This is a genomic window from Amycolatopsis sp. NPDC051106, assembly GCF_040682775.1.
Taxonomy (GTDB): Bacteria; Actinomycetota; Actinomycetes; order Mycobacteriales; family Pseudonocardiaceae; genus Amycolatopsis.
Window position 1 is genome coordinate 32899 of sequence record NZ_JBFBBQ010000019.1, and the last position, 20206, is coordinate 53104.

The window sequence follows — 20206 nt, forward strand, 5'->3', positions numbered from 1 at the left end:
AAGCGGCCACACACTCGAACTCAAGTGAGTCACCCGTTAGCTAGTGGACGACTTCCCTCCACTTCGGTACCTTGGGTCGTAGAACCGGAATGTAATCCTCCGCATACTGTTAGTCCGTTTTAGGGGGCCCGAAATGACCGAAGTCGCCGATCCCACCACGAAGGACGAAGTCTTCCCGCTGGAGCGCACCTGCCCGTTCGCCCCGCCGGCGGCGTACGAGAGGCTGCGCGAAGCGGGGCCGGTCCAGCGCGTCGAGCTGCAGTCCGGCCAGGAGGCGTGGGCGATCACCCGGCTCGAGGACGTCCGGCAGATGCTCACCGACCCGCGGTTCAGCTCCGACCGGTTCAACCCCGGCTTCCCGTTCCTGACCAAGCAGGGGCGCCCGGTCCGGCGGACCAACTTCACCGCGTCGCTGATCAACATGGACCCGCCGCAGCACGGCGCGGCGCGCCGCGAGGTCGTGGGCGAGTTCACGGTCAAGCGGATGAAGGCGCTGCAGCCGCGGATCCAGCAGATCGTCGACGAGCACATCGACGCGATCCTGGCCGGCCAGAAGCCCGCCGACCTGGTCACCGCGCTCAGCCTGCCGGTGCCGTCGCTGGTCATCTGCGAACTGCTCGGCGTCCCGTACGCCGACCACGACTTCTTCCAGGTCCGCAGCTCGACCCTGCTCAACCGGGACGTCGACCAGGACACCCGCGTCAAGGCCGTCGACGAGCTGCAGGAGTACCTCGACCAGCTGGTCACCAAGAAGGAGACCGACCCGGCCGACGACCTGCTCAGCCGCCAGATCGCCAAGCAGCGCGAAGAGCACGGCGAAGCCGACCACGACTCGCTCGTGTCGCTGGCGTTCCTGCTGCTCATCGCCGGCCACGAGACGACGGCGAACATGATTTCGCTCGGCACCGTCGCGCTGCTGGAGAACCCGGACCAGCTCGAACTGATCAAGAACGACCCCGGCAAGACGCTCGACGCCGTCGAGGAGCTGCTCCGGTACTTCACGATCGCCGAGTTCGCGACCTCGCGCGTCGCCACCGAGGACCTCGAGATCGGCGGGCAGCTGATCCGCGAAGGCGAGGGCGTGCTCGGGCTGAGCTACTCCGGCAACCGCGACCCGGAGGCGTTCGACAGCCCGGACGAGCTGGACATCGAGCGCGGCGCGCGCCACCACGTCGCGTTCGGGTTCGGCCCGCACCAGTGCCTCGGGCAGAACCTGGCCCGGATGGAACTGCAGATCGTCTTCGACACGCTCTTCCGCCGCATCCCGGAGCTGAAGCTGGCCGTACCCGTCGACCAGCTGCCCTTCAAGCACGACTCGTCGATCTTCGGCCTCTACTGCCTGCCCGTCACCTGGTGAGGAGAACGCCATGACCGCGGTCCACGAATTTCCGATGACCCGCACGTGCCCGTTCGCGCCGCCGCCGGCGTACGAGGAGATCCGGGAGAAGGACGCGGTCACGCGGGTCCGGCTGCCCGACGGCGGCCAGGCCTGGGTGGTCACCCGGCACGAGGACGTCCGGACCGTGCTGAACGACCGGCGGTTCAGCGCCGACCGCCAGCACCCGGACTTCCCGCAGCTGGTCAAGGGCGGCTTCCGCCGGCAGGGCGACGAGCGCACCATGATCACCATGGACGCGCCCGAGCACGGGCCGGCCCGCAAGGCCGTGCTCGGCGAGTTCACCGTGCGCCGGATGGAGGCGCTGCGGCCGCGGATCCAGGAGATCGTGGACGGGCAGATCGACGCGCTGCTGGCCGGGCCGAAGCCGGGTGACCTGGTCGAGACACTGTCGCTGCCGGTGCCGTCGCTGGTGATCTGCGAGATGCTCGGCGTGCCGTACGCCGAGCACGACTTCTTCCAGGAACACACGGCGAAGCTGATCAAGCGCTCGACGACGCCGGAAGAGCGGCGGGCGGCGTTCGACACCATCCGCGGCTACATGGAAGACCTCATCGCGGAGAAGGAGGCGAACCCGCCGGACGACCTGCTCGGCCGGCAGATCGTCAAGCTCCGCGAGGACGGCACCTACCGGCGCGCTTCCCTGGCCGCGACGGGGTTCCTGCTGCTGGTGGCGGGCCACGAGACGACGGCGAACATGATCTCGCTGTCCACCGTGGCGTTCCTCCGCAACCCGAAGCAGCTCGCGGCGATCCAGGCCGACCCGGGCAAGACGCTCGACGCCGTCGAGGAGATGCTGCGCTACTGGACGATCGTCGACGCGGCCACGGCGCGCCTGTGCGTCGAGGACGTCGAAGTCGGCGGGCAGCTGATCCGGGCCGGGGAAGGCGTGCTGGCGCTGGGTTACGCGGCGAACCGCGACCCGCGGGCGTTCGAGAACGCCGACGAGCTGGACATCGAGCGCGGTGCCCGCCACCACGTCGCGTTCGGCTTCGGCCCGCACCAGTGCCTCGGCCAGAACCTGGCCCGGATGGAACTGCAGATCGTCTTCGACACGCTCTTCCGGCGGGTGCCTTCCCTCGAGCTGGCCGCTCCGGTGGACGACCTGGCGTTCAAGGACGACGCGAACATCTACGGCCTGTACCGGCTGCCGGTGACCTGGTAGAGATCGAACTGCCATCCCACCACAGGAGAGAAGAACCATGAAGATCATCGCGGACACCGGCAAGTGCGTCGGCGCCGGTCAGTGCGTGCTGACCGAGCCCGAGCTGTTCGACCAGAGCGAAGACGACGGCACGGTCATCGTCCTGAACGAGACGCCCGAGGGTGCGCTGGTCGAGAAAGCCCGCGAAGCGGTGCACGTCTGCCCCAGCCAGGCCCTCTCCCTGCAGGAGTAGCGCCCGCACGACGCACGCCGTGGGTGGTGAGCCGGGTTGGTCCCGGTTCACCACCCACGGCTTTTTTGCGCTCGCACGCGTAACAAGGGGTGCTCGACCGCCGATCAGCACAGCTACAACACCGGCGAGGAGGGCATGGATGTCAGGGGGCTACGAGGTCGATCCGGAACGGATGAGGTCGCTCATCGCCACCTTGGAACGGGCCCGGGAGCGGATGACCAGCGCGGGCAACGCGCTGAAAGACGCTTCCGCCCGCGATCTGGGCAGCCACGACATCGACGCGGCCGGCGGCCGGTTCCGGGACCGCTGGGAGTACGGCATCGCCAAGATCGGCGCCTTCTCCGGAACTGTCGCCGAAGGACTGACGCAGGCCGAGCGGGTCTACGCCGAAACGGAGCAGAAGGTCGCCGGCGCGCTCGACCGCGGTCAGGTCGGGTCGGCCCCGCCGGCGCGCGCCGGCGAGTCGGAGATCTGCGACCGGCTCGACGGGAGAACGGCGTGACCTGGGAGCAGCTCGAAGACGCCGTTTCCCCGGTGGGGAGCGCGGACTACCCGGCGCTGGGGTTCGATCCCGCCCCGGGCGCGGTCGCGGGGGTCGAAGAGATCGCCGGCACGCTGAGCGCGGTCGCCGCCGAGCTGGACCGGGCCTGCGACGAACTGACCGGGGTCGGGAAGTCCGGCGGCTTCTGGGAAGGCGACGGCGCCGACGCCTTCCGCGAGACCGTCGGCAAGGTCCCCGGCTACCTGGACCAGGCGCACCGCTCGCTCGCGGGTGCCGCGGGCACGCTCAGCGGCTGGGCCGACGACCTCTCCGCGCTGCAACGGCACGCCGTCGACCTGGAAACCCGGGCGGAGACAGCGCAAGCCCAGCTGACGACGGCGCAGGCCAACCCCCACCTGCGGCTCGCCGGGCAGGTGTTCACCGACCCGGCCGAGCTCCAGCGGGCCGAGGCGGCCCTCGGCCGCGCCCAGCACGAGTTGACCGAGGCCCAGCACGGACTAGACGCGCTGCGGGCGGACGCGAAGCGCCTGCGGGCCCAGCACCGGGAACTGGCGGGACAGGTCGCTGCCGCGCTGCGCAAGGCCACCGACGAGGCCCCGGAGGAGCCGGGCTGGCTCGACAAGATCGGCGACGCGGTCGGCAAGATGGTCGACGGCGTCAAGGACCTGGCCGGCAAGGCGTGGAAGTGGACACAGCAGCACGCCGACCTCATCGCCACGATCGGCGACGCGCTGTCGAAGGTCGGCAGCGTGCTGGGAGTGGTGGCCATCGCCACCTCCTGGATCCCGGGGGTCAACGCGGTCACCGCAGCGGCCGCGGTCGGCGTCAGCGCGGCCGCGGTGGGAACGAAACTGCTGGCCAAAGCCGCCGGCGCCGACGTGTCCTGGGGCGGCATCGGCATGGACGCGATCGGGATCATCCCGGCGGGGAAGACCGTGGCCACCGTCGGAAAGATAGGCGAACTGAAGAACCTGGCCGGTCTCAAGAGTGCGGCCTTCCAGGCAGGGAAAGGCGCCGTGCTCGCGAAAGCCGAACGATTCCGGCCGGGCATCACCCAGATGCCCGTCATCGGGCAGAAAGTCGTCGAGCTGGGTGGCGAGAGCTTCGCGCCCATCACCGTGAAAGAGCTGGTCACCGGCCGGAACGCGGCGATCGAGCAAGCCGCGAAGTACAGCCACGCCGGCGCGGTCAACCTGCTTCCCGGCATCAAGCTGGATCCGTTCAGCCCCGCTGGGATCGCCACCGGTGTCGGAGTCGGCTCAGCGAAAGGCGTGCTGGTAGGCGGGACGAAGGACTTCGTCACGGACAAGATCGGCGACCACCGGTAGTGGCCGTCCCGGAGTTCTCCCTGGTCCTGCCCACCGGGTTCATCACGCTGCCCGCGGCCGAGCTCGACGAGCCGGGGTTCCGCGCTCTGGCCGCCGAAGTGGCGGCCCGGTTCGGTCTGGCGGGCGAACTCGACCAGGGGCTCGCCGAGACGACCGTCATGCTGGCCACGACCGCCGCGGCTGCCCGGGCCGGCGGGTCCGGCTACACCACCGCCGGGTTCTTCCGGTCCCCCGATGATCCGGACCGGCCGATCATGGTGCTGGTCAGCTGCTTCTTCCTGGAGGCCGGGCACCCGTCGACCGCCGTCGCGATCACCGGCTTGCGGCAGGTGCACGAAGCGACCGCGACCGGGCCGGTGGACGTCGTCGAGCTGCCGGCCGGCCCGGCGGTGCTCGTGCAGTCCGTCACGCACAGCGGCGTCCCGGCCGGTGCGGGCACCGTGCGGATCACCCAGCACGGGATCACCGCGTGGATCCCCGGCCCCGCCGGGGTTCTCGGGCTCGCCGTCACCAGTAACAACACCGAGGACTGGGCGCACGTCGCCGGGCTGGCCCGCGGGATCTTCGACACCTTCGCGTGGGCCCGCGCCGGGTGAGCCGGAGCTCACCCGGCGCCGGGTGTCACGAAAGGCGCAGGGTCGTTTCGGGGTGGAAGGCGTGGGTCTCGCCTTCGCCGCGCAGGCCCACCCGGACGTTGTCGCCCATCCGGGGCGGCGTGCGGCCGTCGACGCGGACGACGAAACGGTCGTCGCCCACCTTGCCATGCAGGTACGCGTCCGCGCCCAGCTCCTCGACCAGCTCCACCACCAGCTCGAAGCCGCCTTCGGAGACCAGCTGCAGCGACTCCGGGCGCACGCCGAAGACCACCTCGCGCAGGTCCCCGGCCGCGGACACCACCGATCGCGGCAGCGGCAGCACGACGTCGCCGAGCTGGACGCCGCCCTCGGTCAGCGGCAACGTCGCCAGGTTCATCGCCGGTGACCCGATGAAGCCCGCCACGAACGAGTTCGTCGGGTTCTCGTACAGCTCCCGCGGGGTCGCGCACTGCTGCAGGACGCCGTCTTTCAAAACAGCCACCCGGTCGCCCATCGTCATCGCCTCGACCTGGTCGTGCGTGACGTAGATCGTCGTCGTCCGGAGCCGGCGTTGCAGCTGAGCGATGTTCGCCCGGGTCTCCACCCGCAGCTTCGCGTCCAGATTGGACAGTGGCTCGTCCATCAGGAACACGCTGGGCTCGCGCACGATCGCCCGGCCCATCGCGACGCGCTGCCGCTGGCCTCCCGACAGCGCCTTCGGCTTGCGGTCCAGGAACTTGGTCAGGTCCAGCATCTTGGCCGCTTCGCCGACCTTGGCCGCGATGTCCGAAGAGGACAGCCCACGCAGCTTCAGCGCGAAGCCCATGTTGTCGGCCACCGTCATGTGCGGGTACAGCGCGTAGGACTGGAACACCATCGCGATGTCCCGGTCCTTCGGCGGCAGGTTCGTGACGTCGCGCTCGCCGATGTGGATGGCGCCCTCGTCGACGTCCTCCAGCCCGGCGAGCATCCGCAGTGCCGTCGACTTGCCCGAGCCCGACGGCCCGACCAGGACCAGGAACTCGCCGTCCGGCACCGCCAGGTCGAGCTTGTCGACCGCCCGCACCTCGTGCGTGCCGGGGTAGATCCGCGACGCCTTTTCGTAGCTGACACCCGCCATGACTACTTCACCGCTCCCATCGACAGACCCCGGACGAGGTGGTTCTGCGCGATCCAGCCGACGATCATCACCGGCAGCGAGGCCAGCAGCGCGGCGGCGGAAAGCTGGGCCCAGTACAGGCCCTCACTGGTGATGAACCCGACGAGGAACACCGGCACGGTGCCGGCGCGCGCCGCCGTCAGGTTGACCGCGTAGAAGAACTCGGTCCAGGAGAAGATCACGCAGATCAGCGCGGTCGCCGCGATCCCGGGCGCGACCACCGGCATGATGATCTTCCGCAGCAACGTCGGCAGGTTCGCGCCGTCGATCCGGCCGGCCTCGATCATCTCGTGCGGCACCTCGAGGAAGAACGACCGCATCATCCAGATGGCCAGCGGAAGGTTCATCGACGTGTAGAGGATGACCAGCGCCCACACCGTGTCCAGCAGCTCGGTGTTCTGCGAAATGATGTACAGCGGGATGATCGCCGCCACGATCGGCAGCATCTTCGTCGAGAGGAAGAAGCCGAGCGCGTTCGACGTCTTCTTCACCGGCGCCAGCGACAGCGCGTACGCCGCCGGGATGCCGAGGATGAGCACCAGCAGTGTCGAAAGCACCGTGACGAACGCGGAGTTCGACAGGTAGGGCAGGAACCCGCCCTTCAGCACGTTGGCGATCTGGTCGAACGTCGGGCTGAAGAACAGCTTCGGCGGGTCGGTGTAGGCGTCGGCCTCCTGCTTGAACGCCGTGAGGATCATCCACAGCAGCGGGAAGACGAACAGGATCGCGATCACCCAGGTGACGGCGGTGAGCGCGCCCGGGCCGAACTTGCGCTTCGGCTTGCGGGCCGGGGGTGCGGTGGCGGCCGCCGACGGGCGGGTTTCGAGGGTGGTCATTTGATGCCTCCGTCCACCGAGAAGGTCCGGAACATCAAGCGCAGCGCGAACGTCGCGACGATCATCGTCAGGATCACGACGATCACGCCCATCGCCGACGACTGGCCGACGTCGAAGCCCTCGAACGCGCGCTGGTAGATGTAGTACGGCAGGTTGGTGCTGGCCGTGCCCGGTCCGCCCTGCGTCATCAGGAAGATCGCGTCGAAGCTGTTCACGATGTAGATCGCGCCCAGCAGCGTCGCCAGCTGCAGGAACCGGGACAGGTGCGGCAGCGTGATCGAGGCGAACGTCCGCCACCGGCTCGCACCGTCCACAGAGGCCGCTTCGAGGACCTCTTTGGACTGGCTCTGCAGGCCGGCCAGGATGAGCAGCATCATGAACGGCGTCCACTGCCACACGATCTGCGCCATCACCGCGGCCAGCGGGAACTCCGAAAGCCAGTCGACGTCGGTGCCGAAGACGAAGTGCAGCAACCCGTAGGTCGGGTCGAAGACCGTCGTCTTCCACAGCAGCGCGCCGGCCGCCGGCAAGATCAGGAACGGCGTGATCAGCAGCGTCCGGACTACGCCGCGGCCGAGGAACTTCCGGTCGAGCAGGATCGCCAGGCCGAGGCCGAGCAGCAGCGCGACCAGCACGCACACCACGGTCAGCACCACGGTGTTGAGCAGCGCGACCAGGAACGTCGTGTCGCTGAAGACGTCGATGTAGTTGTCGAGGCCGACGAAGTGCCGCGAGCCCGGCCGGACCAGGTTCCACGACTGGAACGAGTAGAACACGGTGAGCAGGAAGGGCAGCTGCGTCACCGCGATGACGAAGATCAGCGCGGGCAGCAGCGGCAGCCGCCGCTTGGCCGCAGTGCTCAGGCCTTTCTTTTCCTCGGCCTTCGCGTGGGAGGTGGACGTGGGGGCATCTACGGAGAGCGTGGACATCACTGCACCGCCTTGTAGGAGTCGCCCACCGTCTGGGCGTAGTCCTGGGACTGCTTCAGGGCGTCGTCGACCGACTCGCGGCCGGCGATGGCCGCCGACAGCTGCTGGCTCACCCGGGTGCCCAGGTCCTGGAACTCGGGGATGCCGACGAACTGGATGCCGGGGTAGGGCACCGGGTTCGCCATGGCCTTCTGCTGGTTCGCGTCCGCGATGCCGTCCAAAGTGGGCTTCGCGTAGGCCTGCGCGGCCTTGGCGTAGTCGGGAATGTCGTAAGTGGACTGACGCACGCCCGGCGGCACGCGGTTCCAGCCGTAGGTCTGGCCGACCTTCTGCACGTACGCCTTGTCGGTCATCCAGGCCATGAACTTCCAGGCCGCGTCCTTGTCCTTGGCGACCTTCGGGATGCCGAGCGCCCAGGTGTAGAGCCAGCCGCTGGCCTGCGTCTTGACGACCGGCGCCGGCGCGTACCCGGACTTCCCGACGATCTTGCTGCTCGACGGGTCCTCGTTGGTGCCCGCCATGACCGTCGCGTCGTACCACATCGCCGCGTTGCCCTGCGTGTAGCGCGTGCCGCACTCGGAGAACCCGGCGCTGGAGGCACCGACCTCGCCGTGCTCGCGGATCAGGTTGACGTAGAAGTTCGCGGCTTCCTTGAACTCCGGCGACGTCAGCTTGGCGTTCCAGTCCTTGTCGAACCACTGCGCGCCGAAGGTGTTGGCCACCGTCGTGAACGGCGCGAGGCTCTCGCCCCAGCCCGGCTTGCCGCGCAGGCAGATGCCCGCGACGCCGTTCGCCTTGTCGTCGAGCTTCGCGGCGAAGTCGGCGATCTGCTGCCACGTCGGCTTGGCCGGCATGGTGATCCCGGCCTTGTCGAAGAGGTCCTTGCGGTAGGCCAGGAACGACGACTCGCCGTAGAACGGCACCGCGTACATCTGGTTCTGGTACGACAGCGACTGCTTGATGCTGGGGATGAAGTCGCCTTCGTCGTAGTCCGGGGTGGCCGCCATGTGCGGTTCGAGGTTCTCGAGCCAGCCGTTGGCCGCCCACTGCGGGGCCTCGTAGTTGCTGATCATGACGACGTCGAACTCGCCGCCCTCGGTGGCGGTCGACGCGGTGATCTTCGCGCGGGCCTGGTTCTCCGGGAGCGAGACGAACTTCAGGTTGATGCCCGTGGCCTTCTCGAACTCCGGGGCGAGGGAGATCGCGTCCTTCATCTGCGGGTTGGCCACGATCGCGATGACGAGCGTGCTCCCGCCGGTGCCGACCGAGCCGGCCCCGGCGCACCCGGTGACCAGCAGGGACGTCGCGGCGAAGAGGGCGAGCAGCTTACGCACGGCTACCTCCCGGGAGTACCTGCACCTTGAGGCCCGAGCCGCTGCGCATCTTGGCGAGCGCCTCGGGGTACTGCTCCAGCGGCAGCGTGTCCGTGAGCAGTGAATCCGTGTCGATCGCACCGTTCGCGACGAGGTCGAGCGCGGTGCCGAAGCTGTGCAGCACGGCCATCGAGCCGACGATGGTGATTTCGTCGTTGTAGATGCGGAACGGCGACAGCGCGACGCGGGCCTCGGCCGGCGCGACACCGAAGACGAGCAGCCGGCCGCCGCGGCGGATCGAGTCGAAGGCGGCTTCGATGGCGGGGGCGGCGCCGGTGGCGTCGACGGCGACGTCGAACTTCTCGCCGTTCAGGTCGCTGACGTCCTTCGCGGTGGCGACGGCACCGAGACTGGCTGCTCGCGGGAGCCGGGCCTCGTTGCGGTCGACCACCGTGACCTGCGCGCCGGAGCGCTGCAGCAGCTGCTGCATGATCAGGCCCATGGTGCCGGCGCCGACCACGAGGAAGCGCTCTCCGGCTTCGACGCCGACGCGGCGCACGCCGTGCACCGCGCAGGAGACGGGCTCGACCAGCGCGCCCTGCTCCCAGGTCATCGAGTCGGGCATGCGGTAGCAGGTGGACGACGGGACGGCGACGTACTCGGCGAAGGCGCCGTTGACGGTGTCGCCGGTGGCGCCCCAGTTCGCGCAGAGGTTGCCGTGGCCGGCTCGGCACGGGCCGCAGTAGCCGCAGAACAGCGACGGGTCGACCGCGACGCGGTCGCCGACCTTCCACTCGCCCGGCACGTCCGCGCCGAGCTCGACGATTTCCCCGGCGAACTCGTGCCCGGGGACGATGGGATACGGCGTGGGCGGGAAGTGCCCGTCGGCGATGTGCAGGTCGGTCCCGCAGATCCCGCACGCTCCGACCTTGACGACGACCTGGCGTTCTCCGGGTTTCGGATCGGGCACCTCGCCGACCCTGATCTCACCGGGCCGGTCGACGATGGCGGCACGCATGCCTTGCCCCTTCCTCGCGCTCATACGAGCAGCGTTGACCTATGGCGTCGAGAACATGTGAAGGCATTACAGGACTGACCTCGGTGTTACGTCAACCTTTCGGGCAGATTTCGGGCTATAGTTGCTCATATGAGCGCTTCCAAGAAGCAGGCGTCGCTGACCGAAGCGATCCTGCTGGCCACCGTCGCCCGGCGCTTCTACGTGCAGGGACGCTCCAAGCTGGAGATCGCCGACGAGTTCGGCGTCAGCCGGTTCAAGGTGGCCCGGATGCTCGACACGGCCCGGGAGTCCGGCCTGGTCAGGGTCGAGTTCTCGCTGCCGGCGCCGGTGGACCTGGCACTGTCGGACGAGGTGCGCTCGGCGTACGGCCTGGAGCGCGCCCTGGTGCTCGAACGCTCAACCGAGCGCGAGCCGAGAGAGGTCGTCCGGGCCAAGATCGGGACCCTGTCGGCCCGGCTGCTGGAGGAGATCGCGACTCCTTCGGACGTCATCGGGCTGTCGTGGGCACGGTCGGTGAACGCGATGACCGAGGCGATCCGGGCGCTGCCGCGGTGCCCGATCGTCCAGCTGTGCGGGGTACAGGCCGGGATGGACATGCGCGGCCGGTCGGTGGAGACGGTCAGCCGCGTGACGTCGGTGTCCGGCGGCGACGCGTACCCGATCTTCGGGCCACTGGTGCTGCCGGACCGCCGCACGACGGAGACGTTGCGGCGCCAGCCCGGCATCGCGGAGACGTTCGGCCAGTTCCGGCACCTGACGAAGGCCGTGGTGAGCATCGGCGCGTGGCAGCCGGGCGAGTCGACGGTGTACGACGCCCTGGACGAGGCCGAGCGCGCGGCGATCACGGCCCGCGGAGCAACGGCGGAGGTCGCGGCGCGGCTGTTCGACGCTTCCGGCAACGCGTTGTCGACCGGACTGGCCCACCACGTGCTGGCGATCAGCCACGAAGAGCTGACGGCGGTGCCGGAGGTGATCGCCCTGGGCTACAGCCGGCCAAAGGCGGCGGCGGTGGACGCGGTCCTGCGCTCCGGCATGGTCACGACGCTGATCACCGACGCGGCTGCCGCGGTCCCCCTCCTGGCCCTGGCAGCCAAAAACCCACCCCACTGAGGCCGCAGCTTTCGCCGAGAAAGATGCGCTACTGAGCCCCCCAGGCGGAGCTTTCGCCAGGAAAGATGCGTTACTGGGCCCCCCAGGCGGAGCTTTCCCTAGGAAAGATGCGTCATTTGGGACGCGGGTCTCAGGATGTGGACCTACTCCCCTGGGTGTAGGCCTCGTCCCGCGCGCTAACCCAGCGGGTGCAGATCGCGTGCCTCGGGCTCCGGGGATTGGCCCGATGTGCGCGCGTGTTTCCTCCGCGAGCCTGGAAGACGTGACCCGAACCAAGACTTCCCCGCACTGGCGCCAAGCCGTCGTCTGGCTGCACGTCGTCTCGTCCGTCGCCTGGATGAGCCAGGCCCTCGCCCTCGTCGTGCTGATGTCCCTGGCCGTCGCGCATCCCGTTCCGGCCGCGACGTCGATGGCCGACCGGCTCGACTCCGTCCTGCTCGCCCCGATGGCGAACGTCTCGGCGTTCACCGGCCTGCTGCTCGCCGGCGCGACCGCTTGGGGCTACACCAGGCACTGGTGGGTGCTCACGAAGTTCACCCTGACCCTCATCCAGCTCTACGCCGGCATCTTCCTGCTCTCCCCCGCGCTGCGCGAGTCCGCGGACACCGGCACCGCGACCTGGACGCAGATCGCCGGAGCGTCGCTGATGGCGAGCGCGCTCTCGTTCCAGGCGTGGCTCTCGATCGCGAAGCCGTGGAAGAAGACGCCGTGGTCGCCCGCCGCGAAGCCGCCGACCGCGCCGACCTGGGTGTTCGCCGCCGGAATCGTCGCGCCCGCGGTCGACGTCACCGCCGGGCTCGCCCTCGGCTTCCCCATGCCGGCGGCGGAGCTGATCATGCTGGTCGTGCTCGGTTTTGAGCGGCGACGACGTCGTCGCCGTGCTCAGCCGCCCACCGCCCGAAGCCTTCGATCGGCTCCAGGAAACTCGAGCCCAGCGACGTAAGGGCGTACGCGCCTTCGCGTCGCTCGACGAGACCGTCGAACTCCAGGCGGCGCAAGGCTTCCGTGAGCACCTTCGCGCTGATTCCGCCGATCGTGCGACGCAGGTCGCCGTGCCGGCGCGGGCCGTGACGCAGCGCCCACACCACGACCGGGTGCCACGTGTTGGCGACCAGGTCGAACGCGAGCCGCGTCCGGCAGTCGGCGAGGAAGTCCATGGTTACCGTTCGGTTCCTTCCCGGGTTCCTACCGTCGTGCTGGTACCAGCCAAGCACAAGGAGGACGCATGCGGATCGGGATCTTCGGCACGGGCGCGATGGCGGACGCGCTCGGCACGCACTGGGCGCGCGCCGGCCACGAACTGAGGGTGGCCGGCCGCCGCACCGGAACCTGGACCGAGGTGGCGGCTTTCGCGGACGTCGTGCTCCTGGCGATCCCCGCGGACGCCGTCTTCGAAGTTCTGCCGGAAGCGGGACCGCTGCGCGGAAAGGTCCTGGTGGACTGCACCAACCAGCCCGGCCCGACCGGCACCGAGCCCCCGCCGGGCACCCCGGTGGCGACCCGGATCGCCGCCGCCGCGCCGGGCGCGCACGTCGTCAAGGCGTTCAACCTGGCCCCGGCCGACGTCTGGCGGAAGCCACCCGCGACGCTCGCCGTCCCGCTCTGCGGCGACGACCCGGCGGCCCTCGACGCGGTCCGCACGCTGGTCCGCGACGTCGGCTGCCGGCCGGTGTCCGGCGGCGGCCTCGACCGGGCGCACCTGCTGGAGGCGACGGCGGCGTTCGCCATCGGCCTGTGGTTCGCCGGTGAAGACGCCCAGGCGATCCTGGTCTCAGCCCACAGCTGAGACGTTGCCCGAGGCGAGGTCCGCCACCCGGGCGTGCAGTGCCTCGCCGCCGCGGGGAACCACCGTCACCGTGCCGTCGGCCAGATCCGTCACCACGGTGCTCAGCGTCATCAGCGGGTCACCGCCGGACGCGGTGCGGTACACGTCGTTCGTCAACGCCGAGACCAGCCACTTCGCGTCCGGCGCGAGCGGGTTCAGGTGCGCGCACACCTCCGCCCGGTCCAGGCTCTCCTCCGGCGCCACGTCCCGATGCGGCGAGAGCCGGCGGAAGTGGTTGGTGTGCCAGGAGAACCCACTGCCCACAGTGGTCACCGCGGTCTCGTCCCCGGCCTTCTCGACCACCGTCACCGCCGGCGAACCGACCTGGCCCATCGTGTACGCGAACCCGCCCGCCGAAGGGCGGGAACGCAGCACCGACACCGCTTCCGCCACGGACGACGCACGCTGAGCCGTGCGCGCCACGAAGTGCCGCCCCGCGCAGGGCGACGGCGCCACCACGCTCACGCTGTCGATCCCCCAGACCAGACCGTGCGTGGTCAGCGTGAAGGTGTTGGCGGGCAGGAAACCCGGGTACCACCAGACGCACACGCCGGGCTCGCCGTCGATCAGCAGCGTCAGGAGCCGCCCGATCCCGTCGAACACCGGGGCGCCGTCTTCGTTGTGGCCGAGCAGTGACGGCGAACCCGCCCACGCCAGGTCCGTGCACCCCGTGCCGTCGCCCGCGCCGAGGTCGCCGCGCAGGTTGGCCAGCAGCAGGTCGTCGAACGGCACCCCGGCCCCCGCCGCCAGCGCCGTCAGCTCGGCGTACGCGTCCGGGTGCTCGACCTGGGACGCCGATTCGATCGCGCGGAACAGCACCGGCGACCGCCGCGCGCGCTCGGTGACCGGCCACGCCGGCAGTCCGGTCAGGACAGTTCGGATGTCGGCGGCGGCATGCGAACCCAACGCGCGGAAAGCGGCTTCCCGGGGCCCGCGGACGACCGTCCAGCGCACGTCGCCGATCCGGTGCTCCCGCACTGTCGCCACCATGGGATCACGATGACTGAGCAGTCAGGAAAAGGCAACGGCTAGCGACATCCGGGGCTTCGCCACCCGGAACCCCCGAAGAAAGTCAGTGCGCGCCCACCTCGGTCACCCGCACGACGGCCATGCCGGCCTCGTCGGACGCCGCCAGGTCGACCTCCGCGCTGATGCCCCAGTCGTGGTCGCCCGCCGGGTCGTCGAAGATCTGGCGGACCTTCCAGACGTCCGGCAGCTGCTCGATCATCAGCAGCGCCGGGCCGCGCGCGTCCGGGCCGGTGCCGAGCGTCTCGTACTCCTCGAAGTAGTCCTCGATCGCGTCTTCCCACGCGTCGGCGTCCCAGCCGGACGCCGCGTCCAGCTCGCCGAGCACGTTCCACGCCCGGCGCCCGAACAGCTCGACCCGGCGGAACAGCTCGTTGCGCACCAGGACGCGGAACGCGCGCTCGTTGCGCGTGACGGCCGGCGGCAGCTCCGGCGGCCGCTGCGACACCGGGCCCTCTTCGTCGGGGTGCCGCAGCGCCTCCCATTCGTCCAAGAGGCTCGAGTCGACCTGCCGGACGAGCTCGCCGAGCCATTCGATGAGGTCCTGCAGCGGCTCGGTCTTGGCCTCGTCGGGCACCGTGTGGCGCAGCGAGTCGTAGACGTCGGTGAGGTAGCGCAGCACCAGCCCTTCCGACCGGGCGAGCTGGTAGAAGCCGATGTACTCGACGAAGTTCATCGCGCGCTCGTACATGTCGCGCACCACGGACTTCGGCGAAAGTTCGTAGTCGTCGACCCACGGGTGGCCCTGTCGGTAGCTGTGGAACGCGCCCTGCAGCAGCTCTTCGAGGGGCTTCGGGTACGAGACGTTCTCGAGCAGCTCCATCCGCTCGTCGTACTCGATGCCCTCGGCCTTCATGGCGTTCACGGCCTCGCCGCGCGCCTTGAACTGCTGCTGTGACAGCACCGGCCGCGGGTTGTCCACTGTGGCCTCCACAGTGGACACGACGTCGAGCGGGTAGCTCGGCGACTCGAGGTCGAACAGGTCGATCGCGGCCAGCGCGAACGGCGAAAGCGGCTGGTTGAGCGCGAAGTCGAACTGCAAGTCGACGGTGAGCCGGATGACCCGGCCCTGCTCGTCCGGTTCGGGCAGCCGTTCGACGACGCCGGCGGCGAGCAGCGCGCGGTAGATCGCGATGGCGCGCAGGATGAGCTTGCGCTGCGACGCGCGGTCCTCGTGGTTGTCCTCGAGGAGGTGCCGCATCGACTCGAACGCGTTGCCCGGCCGCGAGATCACGTTGAGCAGCATCGAGTGCGTGACCTTGAAGCTGGACGTCAGCGGCTCGGGCTCGGCCGCGATCAGCCGGTCGAACGTGCTCTCGGTCCAGTTGACGAAGCCCTCCGGCGCCTTCTTCCGGACGATCTTCTTTTTCTTCTTCGGGTCGTCGCCCGCCTTCTCCAGCGCCTTCGCGTTCTCGACGACGTGGTCGGGCGCCTGGACGACGACGTAGCCGTCGGTGTCGTAACCCGCGCGCCCGGCGCGGCCGGCGATCTGGTGGAACTCGCGCGCCTTGAGGTGGCGCTGGCGGACGCCGTCGTACTTCGTCAGCGCGGAGAAGACCACTGTCCTGATCGGTACGTTGATGCCGACGCCGAGGGTGTCCGTCCCGCAGATCACCTTGAGCAGCCCCGATTGGGCCAAGGTCTCGACCAATCGCCGGTACTTCGGCAGCATGCCGGCGTGGTGGACGCCGATGCCGTGGCGGACCAGCCGCGAGAGCGTCTTGCCGAACCCGGCGGCGAAGCGGAAGTCTCCGAGCAGGTCGGCGATCGCCTCCTTCTCGGCCTTGGTCGTGACGTTGATGCTCATCAGCGTCTGCGCCCGCTCGATGGCCGCGGCCTGCGAGAAGTGCACGACGTAGACCGGCGCCTGGCCGCCGTTGAGCAGCTCGGACATGGTCTCGTGCAGCGGGGTGAGCGCGTAGCGGAAGGTCAGCGGCACCGGGCGCTGCGCCGACGTGACGACGGCGGTCGGCTTGCCGGTACGGCGGGTGAGGTCCTTCTCGAAGAAGGACACGTCGCCCAAGGTCGCCGACATCAGGACGAACTGGGCCTTCGGCAGCTCGAGGATCGGTACCTGCCACGCCCAGCCGCGGTCGGGCTCGGAGTAGAAGTGGAACTCGTCGGCGACGACCTGCCCGACCGGGGCGTCGGCACCGAACCGCAACGCGATGTTCGCCAGGATTTCGGCCGTGCAGCAGATGATCGGCGCGTCCGGGTTGACGCTGGAGTCGCCGGTCATCATCCCGACGTTGTCGGCGCCGAAGATCTCGATGAGCTGGAAGAACTTCTCCGACACGAGGGCCTTGATGGGCGCGGTGTAGTAGCTGCGGCGGCCCTGGGCGAGCGCGGTGAAGTGCGCGCCGACGGCGACGAGGCTCTTCCCGGAGCCGGTCGGCGTCGAGAGGATGACGTTCGATCCGGAGACGACCTCCATCACCGCCTCCTCCTGCGCCGGGTACAGCTCGATGCCCCGGTCGGCCGTCCAGGTCGTGAACGCTTCGAAGAGGGCGTCGGGGTCGGGATCCGCAGGCAGGAGGTCTGTGAGAGTCATCAGGGGTCCATCGTGCCATCCGCTCGTCGCAAAGTCGGCAGGGGCGATCGCATCGCGCGTGGTAAACCCGTAGGCTTCGCGGTACCGCGCGTCGACCGGGTGATCCTTCCGGTCACGCGCGCATACGGGCGGTACTCCGGAGGGCTAAGGAATGGCACAGGACATCATCCCGATCGAACTCGGGCTTCCGCAGGGCGACGTCGTCACCCTGTGGGCCCCGCGCTGGCGGGAAGACGGCGAGGAGTGGGAAGCGTTCCTCGGCGACGAGGACGACCTGTACGCCTTCCCGGACGCCGCACACCTGGCTGCCTTCGTCCGCACGTCCGAGCGCCACGACCTGCTGGACCACCCGGCCTGGGACGCCGTGCCGTCGCTGAACGTGCCCGAGCTGATCCCGGACGAGGACCACACGTACGACCTCGTCGGCGTGCCGGAGCTCGTCGCCGAGGAGCCGGACGTCTGGCACATCGCGGAGCTGGCCGAGATCGTCGGCATCGTGCGCTCGCTCGCCGACGTCTGCGACCTCGAAGAGGTGCACGAGATCCTCGACTCGACCGAGGGCTTCTCGCTGCTCGACCAGGGCACGCTCCCGTTCACCGGGAGTGTCGGCGTGCAGGTGTGGAACGACCTGTCCGAGACGGTGTCGCAGAAGTGGGACACCGTGCTGGACGCGATCGACGGCCTGGTGACCGCGCCGGACGTCGACGAGAAGGTGCTGGAGCAGACGGCCGAGGAGCTGGCGGCGTTCCACGAGGAGTCCGCGGAGGCCGAGGCCGGCGCCGAGGGCGAAGAGGACCTCGAGGCGATCGACTCTCTTGACTCCGACTCGGACGAAGACTCCGATGAGGACGAGGACGACGCTCCGGTCGGTTTCTGGGCCGAGGTCGGCATCGACCCGATCAAGATCATCACGTCCGGCGCGGAGTACTACACGCTGCGCTGCTACCTCGACGACGCGCCGGTGTTCCTCGGCAGCGAGGGCGAGATCGACGTGTTCACGTCGGAGAAGGCCCTCGCGCGGGCCCTCGCCGACGGCAAGGACCTGGCCGACACGGACCTCGCGGACGTGTCCACGTGGGACGAGGTCCTGGCGAAGGCGACGGCGGGCGAGCTCGAGGTCGAGGTCGACGCCGAGAACACGTACGTGCTGACGGGCCTGGACGCGGACATCGCGGAGGGCCCCGAGGCGATCGACCCGACGCAGCTGGAGCTGGCGGTCGAGCTGATCACGGACGCGGCGGACTGGGCGGGCGACGACTCGGTCGAGACCGCCCTGGCGGGCAACGAAAGCCTGGGCTGGCTGGTGTCGTTCGTGCTGAGGCCGGACCCGACGCGCCTCGAGCCGTCGGCGCCGTTCGACGCTGAGCAGAGCGCGTGGCGGAAGCTGGTCGAGGGGTTCGAGAACCGCCTGACCGTGGCTTGATCTTTTTGGTTCGGCGAAGGCCGCCTCCCCCGCTTTGTCGGGGAGGCGGCCTTCGCCATGTCCGGGCCTCGCGCGCACGCCGTGAATGACTCATTCACGGCGTCGGACGAGGTGAATGAGTCATTCACGGCATGTGGGCCGCTGCCGCACACCGGTATCCACAGCCCCCGCCGGTTGTGGACAACCCGGCCCGCGGTGGGCTCCGGCAGCCGGTTTCCGTCGGAGCCGGCCGATACGCTGGAGACGGGGGGCGCCCCCGCGGCCGGAGGCCGGTTCGCCGGGGCGATCAGCCCCGCGCGATGCCGCTCCAGACACAGGTGATGCCCCTGCGATCACGCGTGAAGCCGCTCGGATCACGCGCGATCGCCGGCCCGCTCGCCGCGGACGGCTCGGCCCGCGTACCCAAATTGCCAACTCACGTACCCGGACGGTCGGCTCGCGTACTCAGGCGGTCGGCTCACGTACCCAGAGGGTCGGCTCACGTGCTTAGGCACGTGTCTCGCGTGATCAGGCGCGTGTCTCGCGTGATTGAGCGCGCAACTCGCGTGACCAGGCAGGCATCTCGCGTGACTGGAGGGGCATCACCTGTGATGGGGAGGTCGACACGGGTCAGTCGCGGGGTTCGGCGCGGACCGGGACCACCAGCACCGCCAGCGCCGGGAACACCGCCGCCACGCAGAACGCCAGCGCGTACCGGCTGTCGCCGATCACCAGGCCCAGCAGGGGCGGCGTCAGCGAGGCCGCGATGTTCTGGCCCGTGTTCTGCGTCCCCATCGCGCGGCCCGACCACGCCAGGCCCGCCAGCTCCGCCGACGCCGTGAAGCCGAGCCCGTTGTCGGCCACCGTGATGATCCCGGCCAGCGCCAGCGCCAGCAGCACCAGCCAGAGCCCCGTCGCATCTCCCAGCGCCACCAGCAGCATGACGAGACAGCTCAACACCGCGAGCTGACGCATCGGCCGCAGCCGGCTCCCCACGCGGTCGGACCACCAGCCCGACCCCAGCCGCCCCAGTGCGCCGAGCACCTGGACCACCGCCAGGTACCAGCCCGCGGACAGGGGGCTCCAGTGGTGCACCGCCACCAGGTACGCCGGCGCGAACGCCGACACCGCGAACTGCGGCACCACCAGCAACGCACTCGCGCCGTGAACCCGCCACAGCGTCGCGTGCCGGTACGGCGACGGCGGCTTCTCCCCCGATGACGCCCGCGGTGGCCGAGGCGGGTCCGTGACCAGCCACGCCACCAGCAGCGCGACGACGATCGCCAGCCCGGCCGGCAGCAGCACCGCCGCGCGGAACCCGAAGTGCTCCGCCAGCGGCGGCAGCCCGAGCGCCGCGACGCCGACGCCGAGCGGCTGGGCCGTCTGGCGGATCCCCATCGCGACCCCGCGCTCGGACTTCGCGAACCAGCCCATCACCACGCGACCGCTCGCCGCGTTGACCGAAGCCGTACACGCTCCGGCCGCCAGGAACACACCAAAGAGAAGCCCGACCGGGTGAGCTCCGACCCCGGCGTACACCAGGAGTAACCCTGACGCACCCAGGCCGAGCGCCATGATCAGACGCTCTCCGTAACGGTCCGCAGCCGCGCCCCACACGATCAGGGTGAACAACAGGCCGATGCTCGGGGCCGCGACGACCGTGCCGGCCTGGGCCAGCGTCAGCCCCTCCGCGTCCCGCATGACCGGGACCAGGAACGGGATGCCGTAGAGAAAGGAACAGCTCGCGGTCTGCGCGGCGAGGCCGAGCGCGAGGATGAGCCACCGTCGCGAACTCGCCTGCACCCGTTCGGCCGAATCGCCCGCGACCTGCGCCATCGT

At 69.7% G+C, this 20206-nt stretch carries 19 protein-coding genes; 10 read left to right on the forward strand and 9 right to left on the reverse strand.

What is annotated here, in order from left to right:
- Nucleotides 1–133 precede the first annotated feature (133 nt).
- The 6 genes from AB0M83_RS17130 (at nt 134) to AB0M83_RS17155 (ending at nt 5219) form a co-directional block, all read left to right on the forward strand.
- Nucleotides 134–1357: a cytochrome P450 gene (locus tag AB0M83_RS17130; RefSeq protein ID WP_364517978.1), complete on the forward strand. Its 1224-nt coding sequence runs from the start codon at nt 134–136 to the stop codon at nt 1355–1357.
- Between the two features lie 10 nt (nt 1358–1367).
- A complete protein-coding gene (locus tag AB0M83_RS17135) occupies nt 1368–2561 on the forward strand; it encodes a cytochrome P450 (RefSeq protein ID WP_364517980.1) in 1194 nt (397 codons plus the stop codon).
- A gap of 37 nt (nt 2562–2598) precedes the next feature.
- Nucleotides 2599–2793, forward strand: a complete 195-nt coding sequence (locus AB0M83_RS17140; RefSeq protein ID WP_284747985.1) for a ferredoxin — start codon at nt 2599–2601, stop codon at nt 2791–2793.
- Between the two features lie 139 nt (nt 2794–2932).
- Complete coding sequence (locus AB0M83_RS17145) at nt 2933–3295, forward strand: type VII secretion target (protein ID WP_364517982.1); 363 nt, start codon at nt 2933–2935, stop codon at nt 3293–3295.
- Nucleotides 3292–4623: a putative T7SS-secreted protein gene (locus AB0M83_RS17150; RefSeq protein WP_364517984.1), complete on the forward strand. Its 1332-nt coding sequence runs from the start codon at nt 3292–3294 to the stop codon at nt 4621–4623. The genes AB0M83_RS17145 and AB0M83_RS17150 overlap by 4 nt, the downstream gene beginning before the upstream one ends.
- Nucleotides 4623–5219 carry a hypothetical protein gene (locus tag AB0M83_RS17155; RefSeq protein WP_364517986.1) on the forward strand — a complete coding sequence of 199 codons (597 nt, stop codon included), beginning with the start codon at nt 4623–4625 and terminating at the stop codon, nt 5217–5219. The genes AB0M83_RS17150 and AB0M83_RS17155 overlap by 1 nt, the downstream gene beginning before the upstream one ends.
- A 25-nt stretch (nt 5220–5244) precedes the next feature.
- Here AB0M83_RS17155 and ugpC read toward each other — a convergent pair whose 3' ends face one another.
- The 5 genes from ugpC to AB0M83_RS17180 are packed head-to-tail and all read right to left on the reverse strand — an operon-like array spanning nt 5245 to nt 10453.
- Nucleotides 5245–6318 carry a sn-glycerol-3-phosphate ABC transporter ATP-binding protein UgpC gene (gene ugpC / locus AB0M83_RS17160; RefSeq protein WP_364517988.1) on the reverse strand — a complete coding sequence of 358 codons (1074 nt, stop codon included), beginning with the start codon at nt 6316–6318 and terminating at the stop codon, nt 5245–5247.
- 2 nt (nt 6319–6320) lie between these two features.
- Entirely contained in the window at nt 6321–7193 is an 873-nt protein-coding gene (locus AB0M83_RS17165; protein WP_364517990.1) for a carbohydrate ABC transporter permease, read from the reverse strand.
- Nucleotides 7190–8122, reverse strand: coding sequence for a sugar ABC transporter permease (locus AB0M83_RS17170; RefSeq protein ID WP_364517992.1), 933 nt, complete (start codon nt 8120–8122; stop codon nt 7190–7192). Before AB0M83_RS17170 ends, AB0M83_RS17165 begins: the two co-directional genes overlap by 4 nt.
- Nucleotides 8122–9456: a sugar ABC transporter substrate-binding protein gene (locus AB0M83_RS17175; RefSeq protein ID WP_364517994.1), complete on the reverse strand. Its 1335-nt coding sequence runs from the start codon at nt 9454–9456 to the stop codon at nt 8122–8124. The genes AB0M83_RS17170 and AB0M83_RS17175 overlap by 1 nt, the downstream gene beginning before the upstream one ends.
- Nucleotides 9449–10453, reverse strand: coding sequence for a zinc-dependent alcohol dehydrogenase family protein (locus AB0M83_RS17180; protein WP_364517996.1), 1005 nt, complete (start codon nt 10451–10453; stop codon nt 9449–9451). Before AB0M83_RS17180 ends, AB0M83_RS17175 begins: the two co-directional genes overlap by 8 nt.
- A 129-nt stretch (nt 10454–10582) precedes the next feature.
- Between AB0M83_RS17180 and AB0M83_RS17185 the strand changes: the two genes are divergently transcribed.
- Nucleotides 10583–11563 (forward strand): sugar-binding domain-containing protein, encoded by a 981-nt coding sequence (locus tag AB0M83_RS17185; RefSeq protein ID WP_364517998.1) that lies wholly within the window; start codon nt 10583–10585, stop codon nt 11561–11563.
- A 262-nt stretch (nt 11564–11825) separates the two neighbouring features.
- Complete coding sequence (locus AB0M83_RS17190) at nt 11826–12506, forward strand: hypothetical protein (RefSeq protein WP_364518000.1); 681 nt, start codon at nt 11826–11828, stop codon at nt 12504–12506.
- Here AB0M83_RS17190 and AB0M83_RS17195 read toward each other — a convergent pair.
- Nucleotides 12397–12720: a helix-turn-helix domain-containing protein gene (locus AB0M83_RS17195; RefSeq protein WP_364518002.1), complete on the reverse strand. Its 324-nt coding sequence runs from the start codon at nt 12718–12720 to the stop codon at nt 12397–12399. The two genes, AB0M83_RS17190 and AB0M83_RS17195, sit on opposite strands and share 110 nt — an antisense overlap.
- Before the next feature lie 68 nt (nt 12721–12788).
- Here AB0M83_RS17195 and AB0M83_RS17200 point away from each other — a divergent pair, with 68 nt between their 5' ends.
- Nucleotides 12789–13349, forward strand: coding sequence for an NAD(P)-binding domain-containing protein (locus AB0M83_RS17200; protein ID WP_364518004.1), 561 nt, complete (start codon nt 12789–12791; stop codon nt 13347–13349).
- Here AB0M83_RS17200 and AB0M83_RS17205 read toward each other — a convergent pair.
- Together AB0M83_RS17205 and AB0M83_RS17210 are read right to left on the reverse strand one after the other, a co-directional pair.
- Nucleotides 13335–14378, reverse strand: a complete 1044-nt coding sequence (locus tag AB0M83_RS17205) for a C45 family peptidase (RefSeq protein ID WP_364518006.1) — start codon at nt 14376–14378, stop codon at nt 13335–13337. The two genes, AB0M83_RS17200 and AB0M83_RS17205, sit on opposite strands and share 15 nt — an antisense overlap.
- Before the next feature lie 82 nt (nt 14379–14460).
- Nucleotides 14461–16965, reverse strand: a complete 2505-nt coding sequence (locus tag AB0M83_RS17210; protein ID WP_364518008.1) for a DUF3516 domain-containing protein — start codon at nt 16963–16965, stop codon at nt 14461–14463.
- A gap of 151 nt (nt 16966–17116) precedes the next feature.
- Here AB0M83_RS17210 and AB0M83_RS17215 point away from each other — a divergent pair, with 151 nt between their 5' ends.
- Nucleotides 17117–18388, forward strand: a complete 1272-nt coding sequence (locus AB0M83_RS17215) for a primosomal protein (protein ID WP_364518010.1) — start codon at nt 17117–17119, stop codon at nt 18386–18388.
- Nucleotides 18389–18997: 609 nt separating this feature from the next.
- On the opposite strand, the gene AB0M83_RS17220 is transcribed toward AB0M83_RS17215, so the two are convergent.
- Nucleotides 18998–20203 (reverse strand): MFS transporter, encoded by a 1206-nt coding sequence (locus AB0M83_RS17220; protein WP_364518148.1) that lies wholly within the window; start codon nt 20201–20203, stop codon nt 18998–19000.
- Nucleotides 20204–20206: the final 3 nt, after the last annotated feature.

Excerpts from the sequence above, each read along its gene's own strand:
- AB0M83_RS17135 (WP_364517980.1), top strand. The coding sequence starts at position 1,368 with ATGACCGCGGTCCACGAATTTCCGATGACCCGCACGTGCCCGTTCGCG.
- AB0M83_RS17185 (WP_364517998.1), top strand. The coding sequence starts at position 10,583 with ATGAGCGCTTCCAAGAAGCAGGCGTCGCTGACCGAAGCGATCCTGCTG.
- ugpC (WP_364517988.1), bottom strand. The coding sequence starts at position 6,318 with ATGGCGGGTGTCAGCTACGAAAAGGCGTCGCGGATCTACCCCGGCACG.
- AB0M83_RS17220 (WP_364518148.1), bottom strand. The coding sequence starts at position 20,203 with ATGGCGCAGGTCGCGGGCGATTCGGCCGAACGGGTGCAGGCGAGTTCG.
- AB0M83_RS17195 (WP_364518002.1), bottom strand. The coding sequence starts at position 12,720 with ATGGACTTCCTCGCCGACTGCCGGACGCGGCTCGCGTTCGACCTGGTC.
- AB0M83_RS17165 (WP_364517990.1), bottom strand. The coding sequence starts at position 7,193 with ATGACCACCCTCGAAACCCGCCCGTCGGCGGCCGCCACCGCACCCCCG.
- AB0M83_RS17130 (WP_364517978.1), top strand. The coding sequence starts at position 134 with ATGACCGAAGTCGCCGATCCCACCACGAAGGACGAAGTCTTCCCGCTG.
- AB0M83_RS17210 (WP_364518008.1), bottom strand. The coding sequence starts at position 16,965 with ATGACTCTCACAGACCTCCTGCCTGCGGATCCCGACCCCGACGCCCTC.
- AB0M83_RS17170 (WP_364517992.1), bottom strand. The coding sequence starts at position 8,122 with ATGTCCACGCTCTCCGTAGATGCCCCCACGTCCACCTCCCACGCGAAG.
- AB0M83_RS17145 (WP_364517982.1), top strand. The coding sequence starts at position 2,933 with ATGTCAGGGGGCTACGAGGTCGATCCGGAACGGATGAGGTCGCTCATC.
- AB0M83_RS17205 (WP_364518006.1), bottom strand. The coding sequence starts at position 14,378 with ATGGTGGCGACAGTGCGGGAGCACCGGATCGGCGACGTGCGCTGGACG.
- AB0M83_RS17140 (WP_284747985.1), top strand. The coding sequence starts at position 2,599 with ATGAAGATCATCGCGGACACCGGCAAGTGCGTCGGCGCCGGTCAGTGC.
- AB0M83_RS17200 (WP_364518004.1), top strand. The coding sequence starts at position 12,789 with ATGCGGATCGGGATCTTCGGCACGGGCGCGATGGCGGACGCGCTCGGC.
- AB0M83_RS17215 (WP_364518010.1), top strand. The coding sequence starts at position 17,117 with ATGGCACAGGACATCATCCCGATCGAACTCGGGCTTCCGCAGGGCGAC.
- AB0M83_RS17180 (WP_364517996.1), bottom strand. The coding sequence starts at position 10,453 with ATGCGTGCCGCCATCGTCGACCGGCCCGGTGAGATCAGGGTCGGCGAG.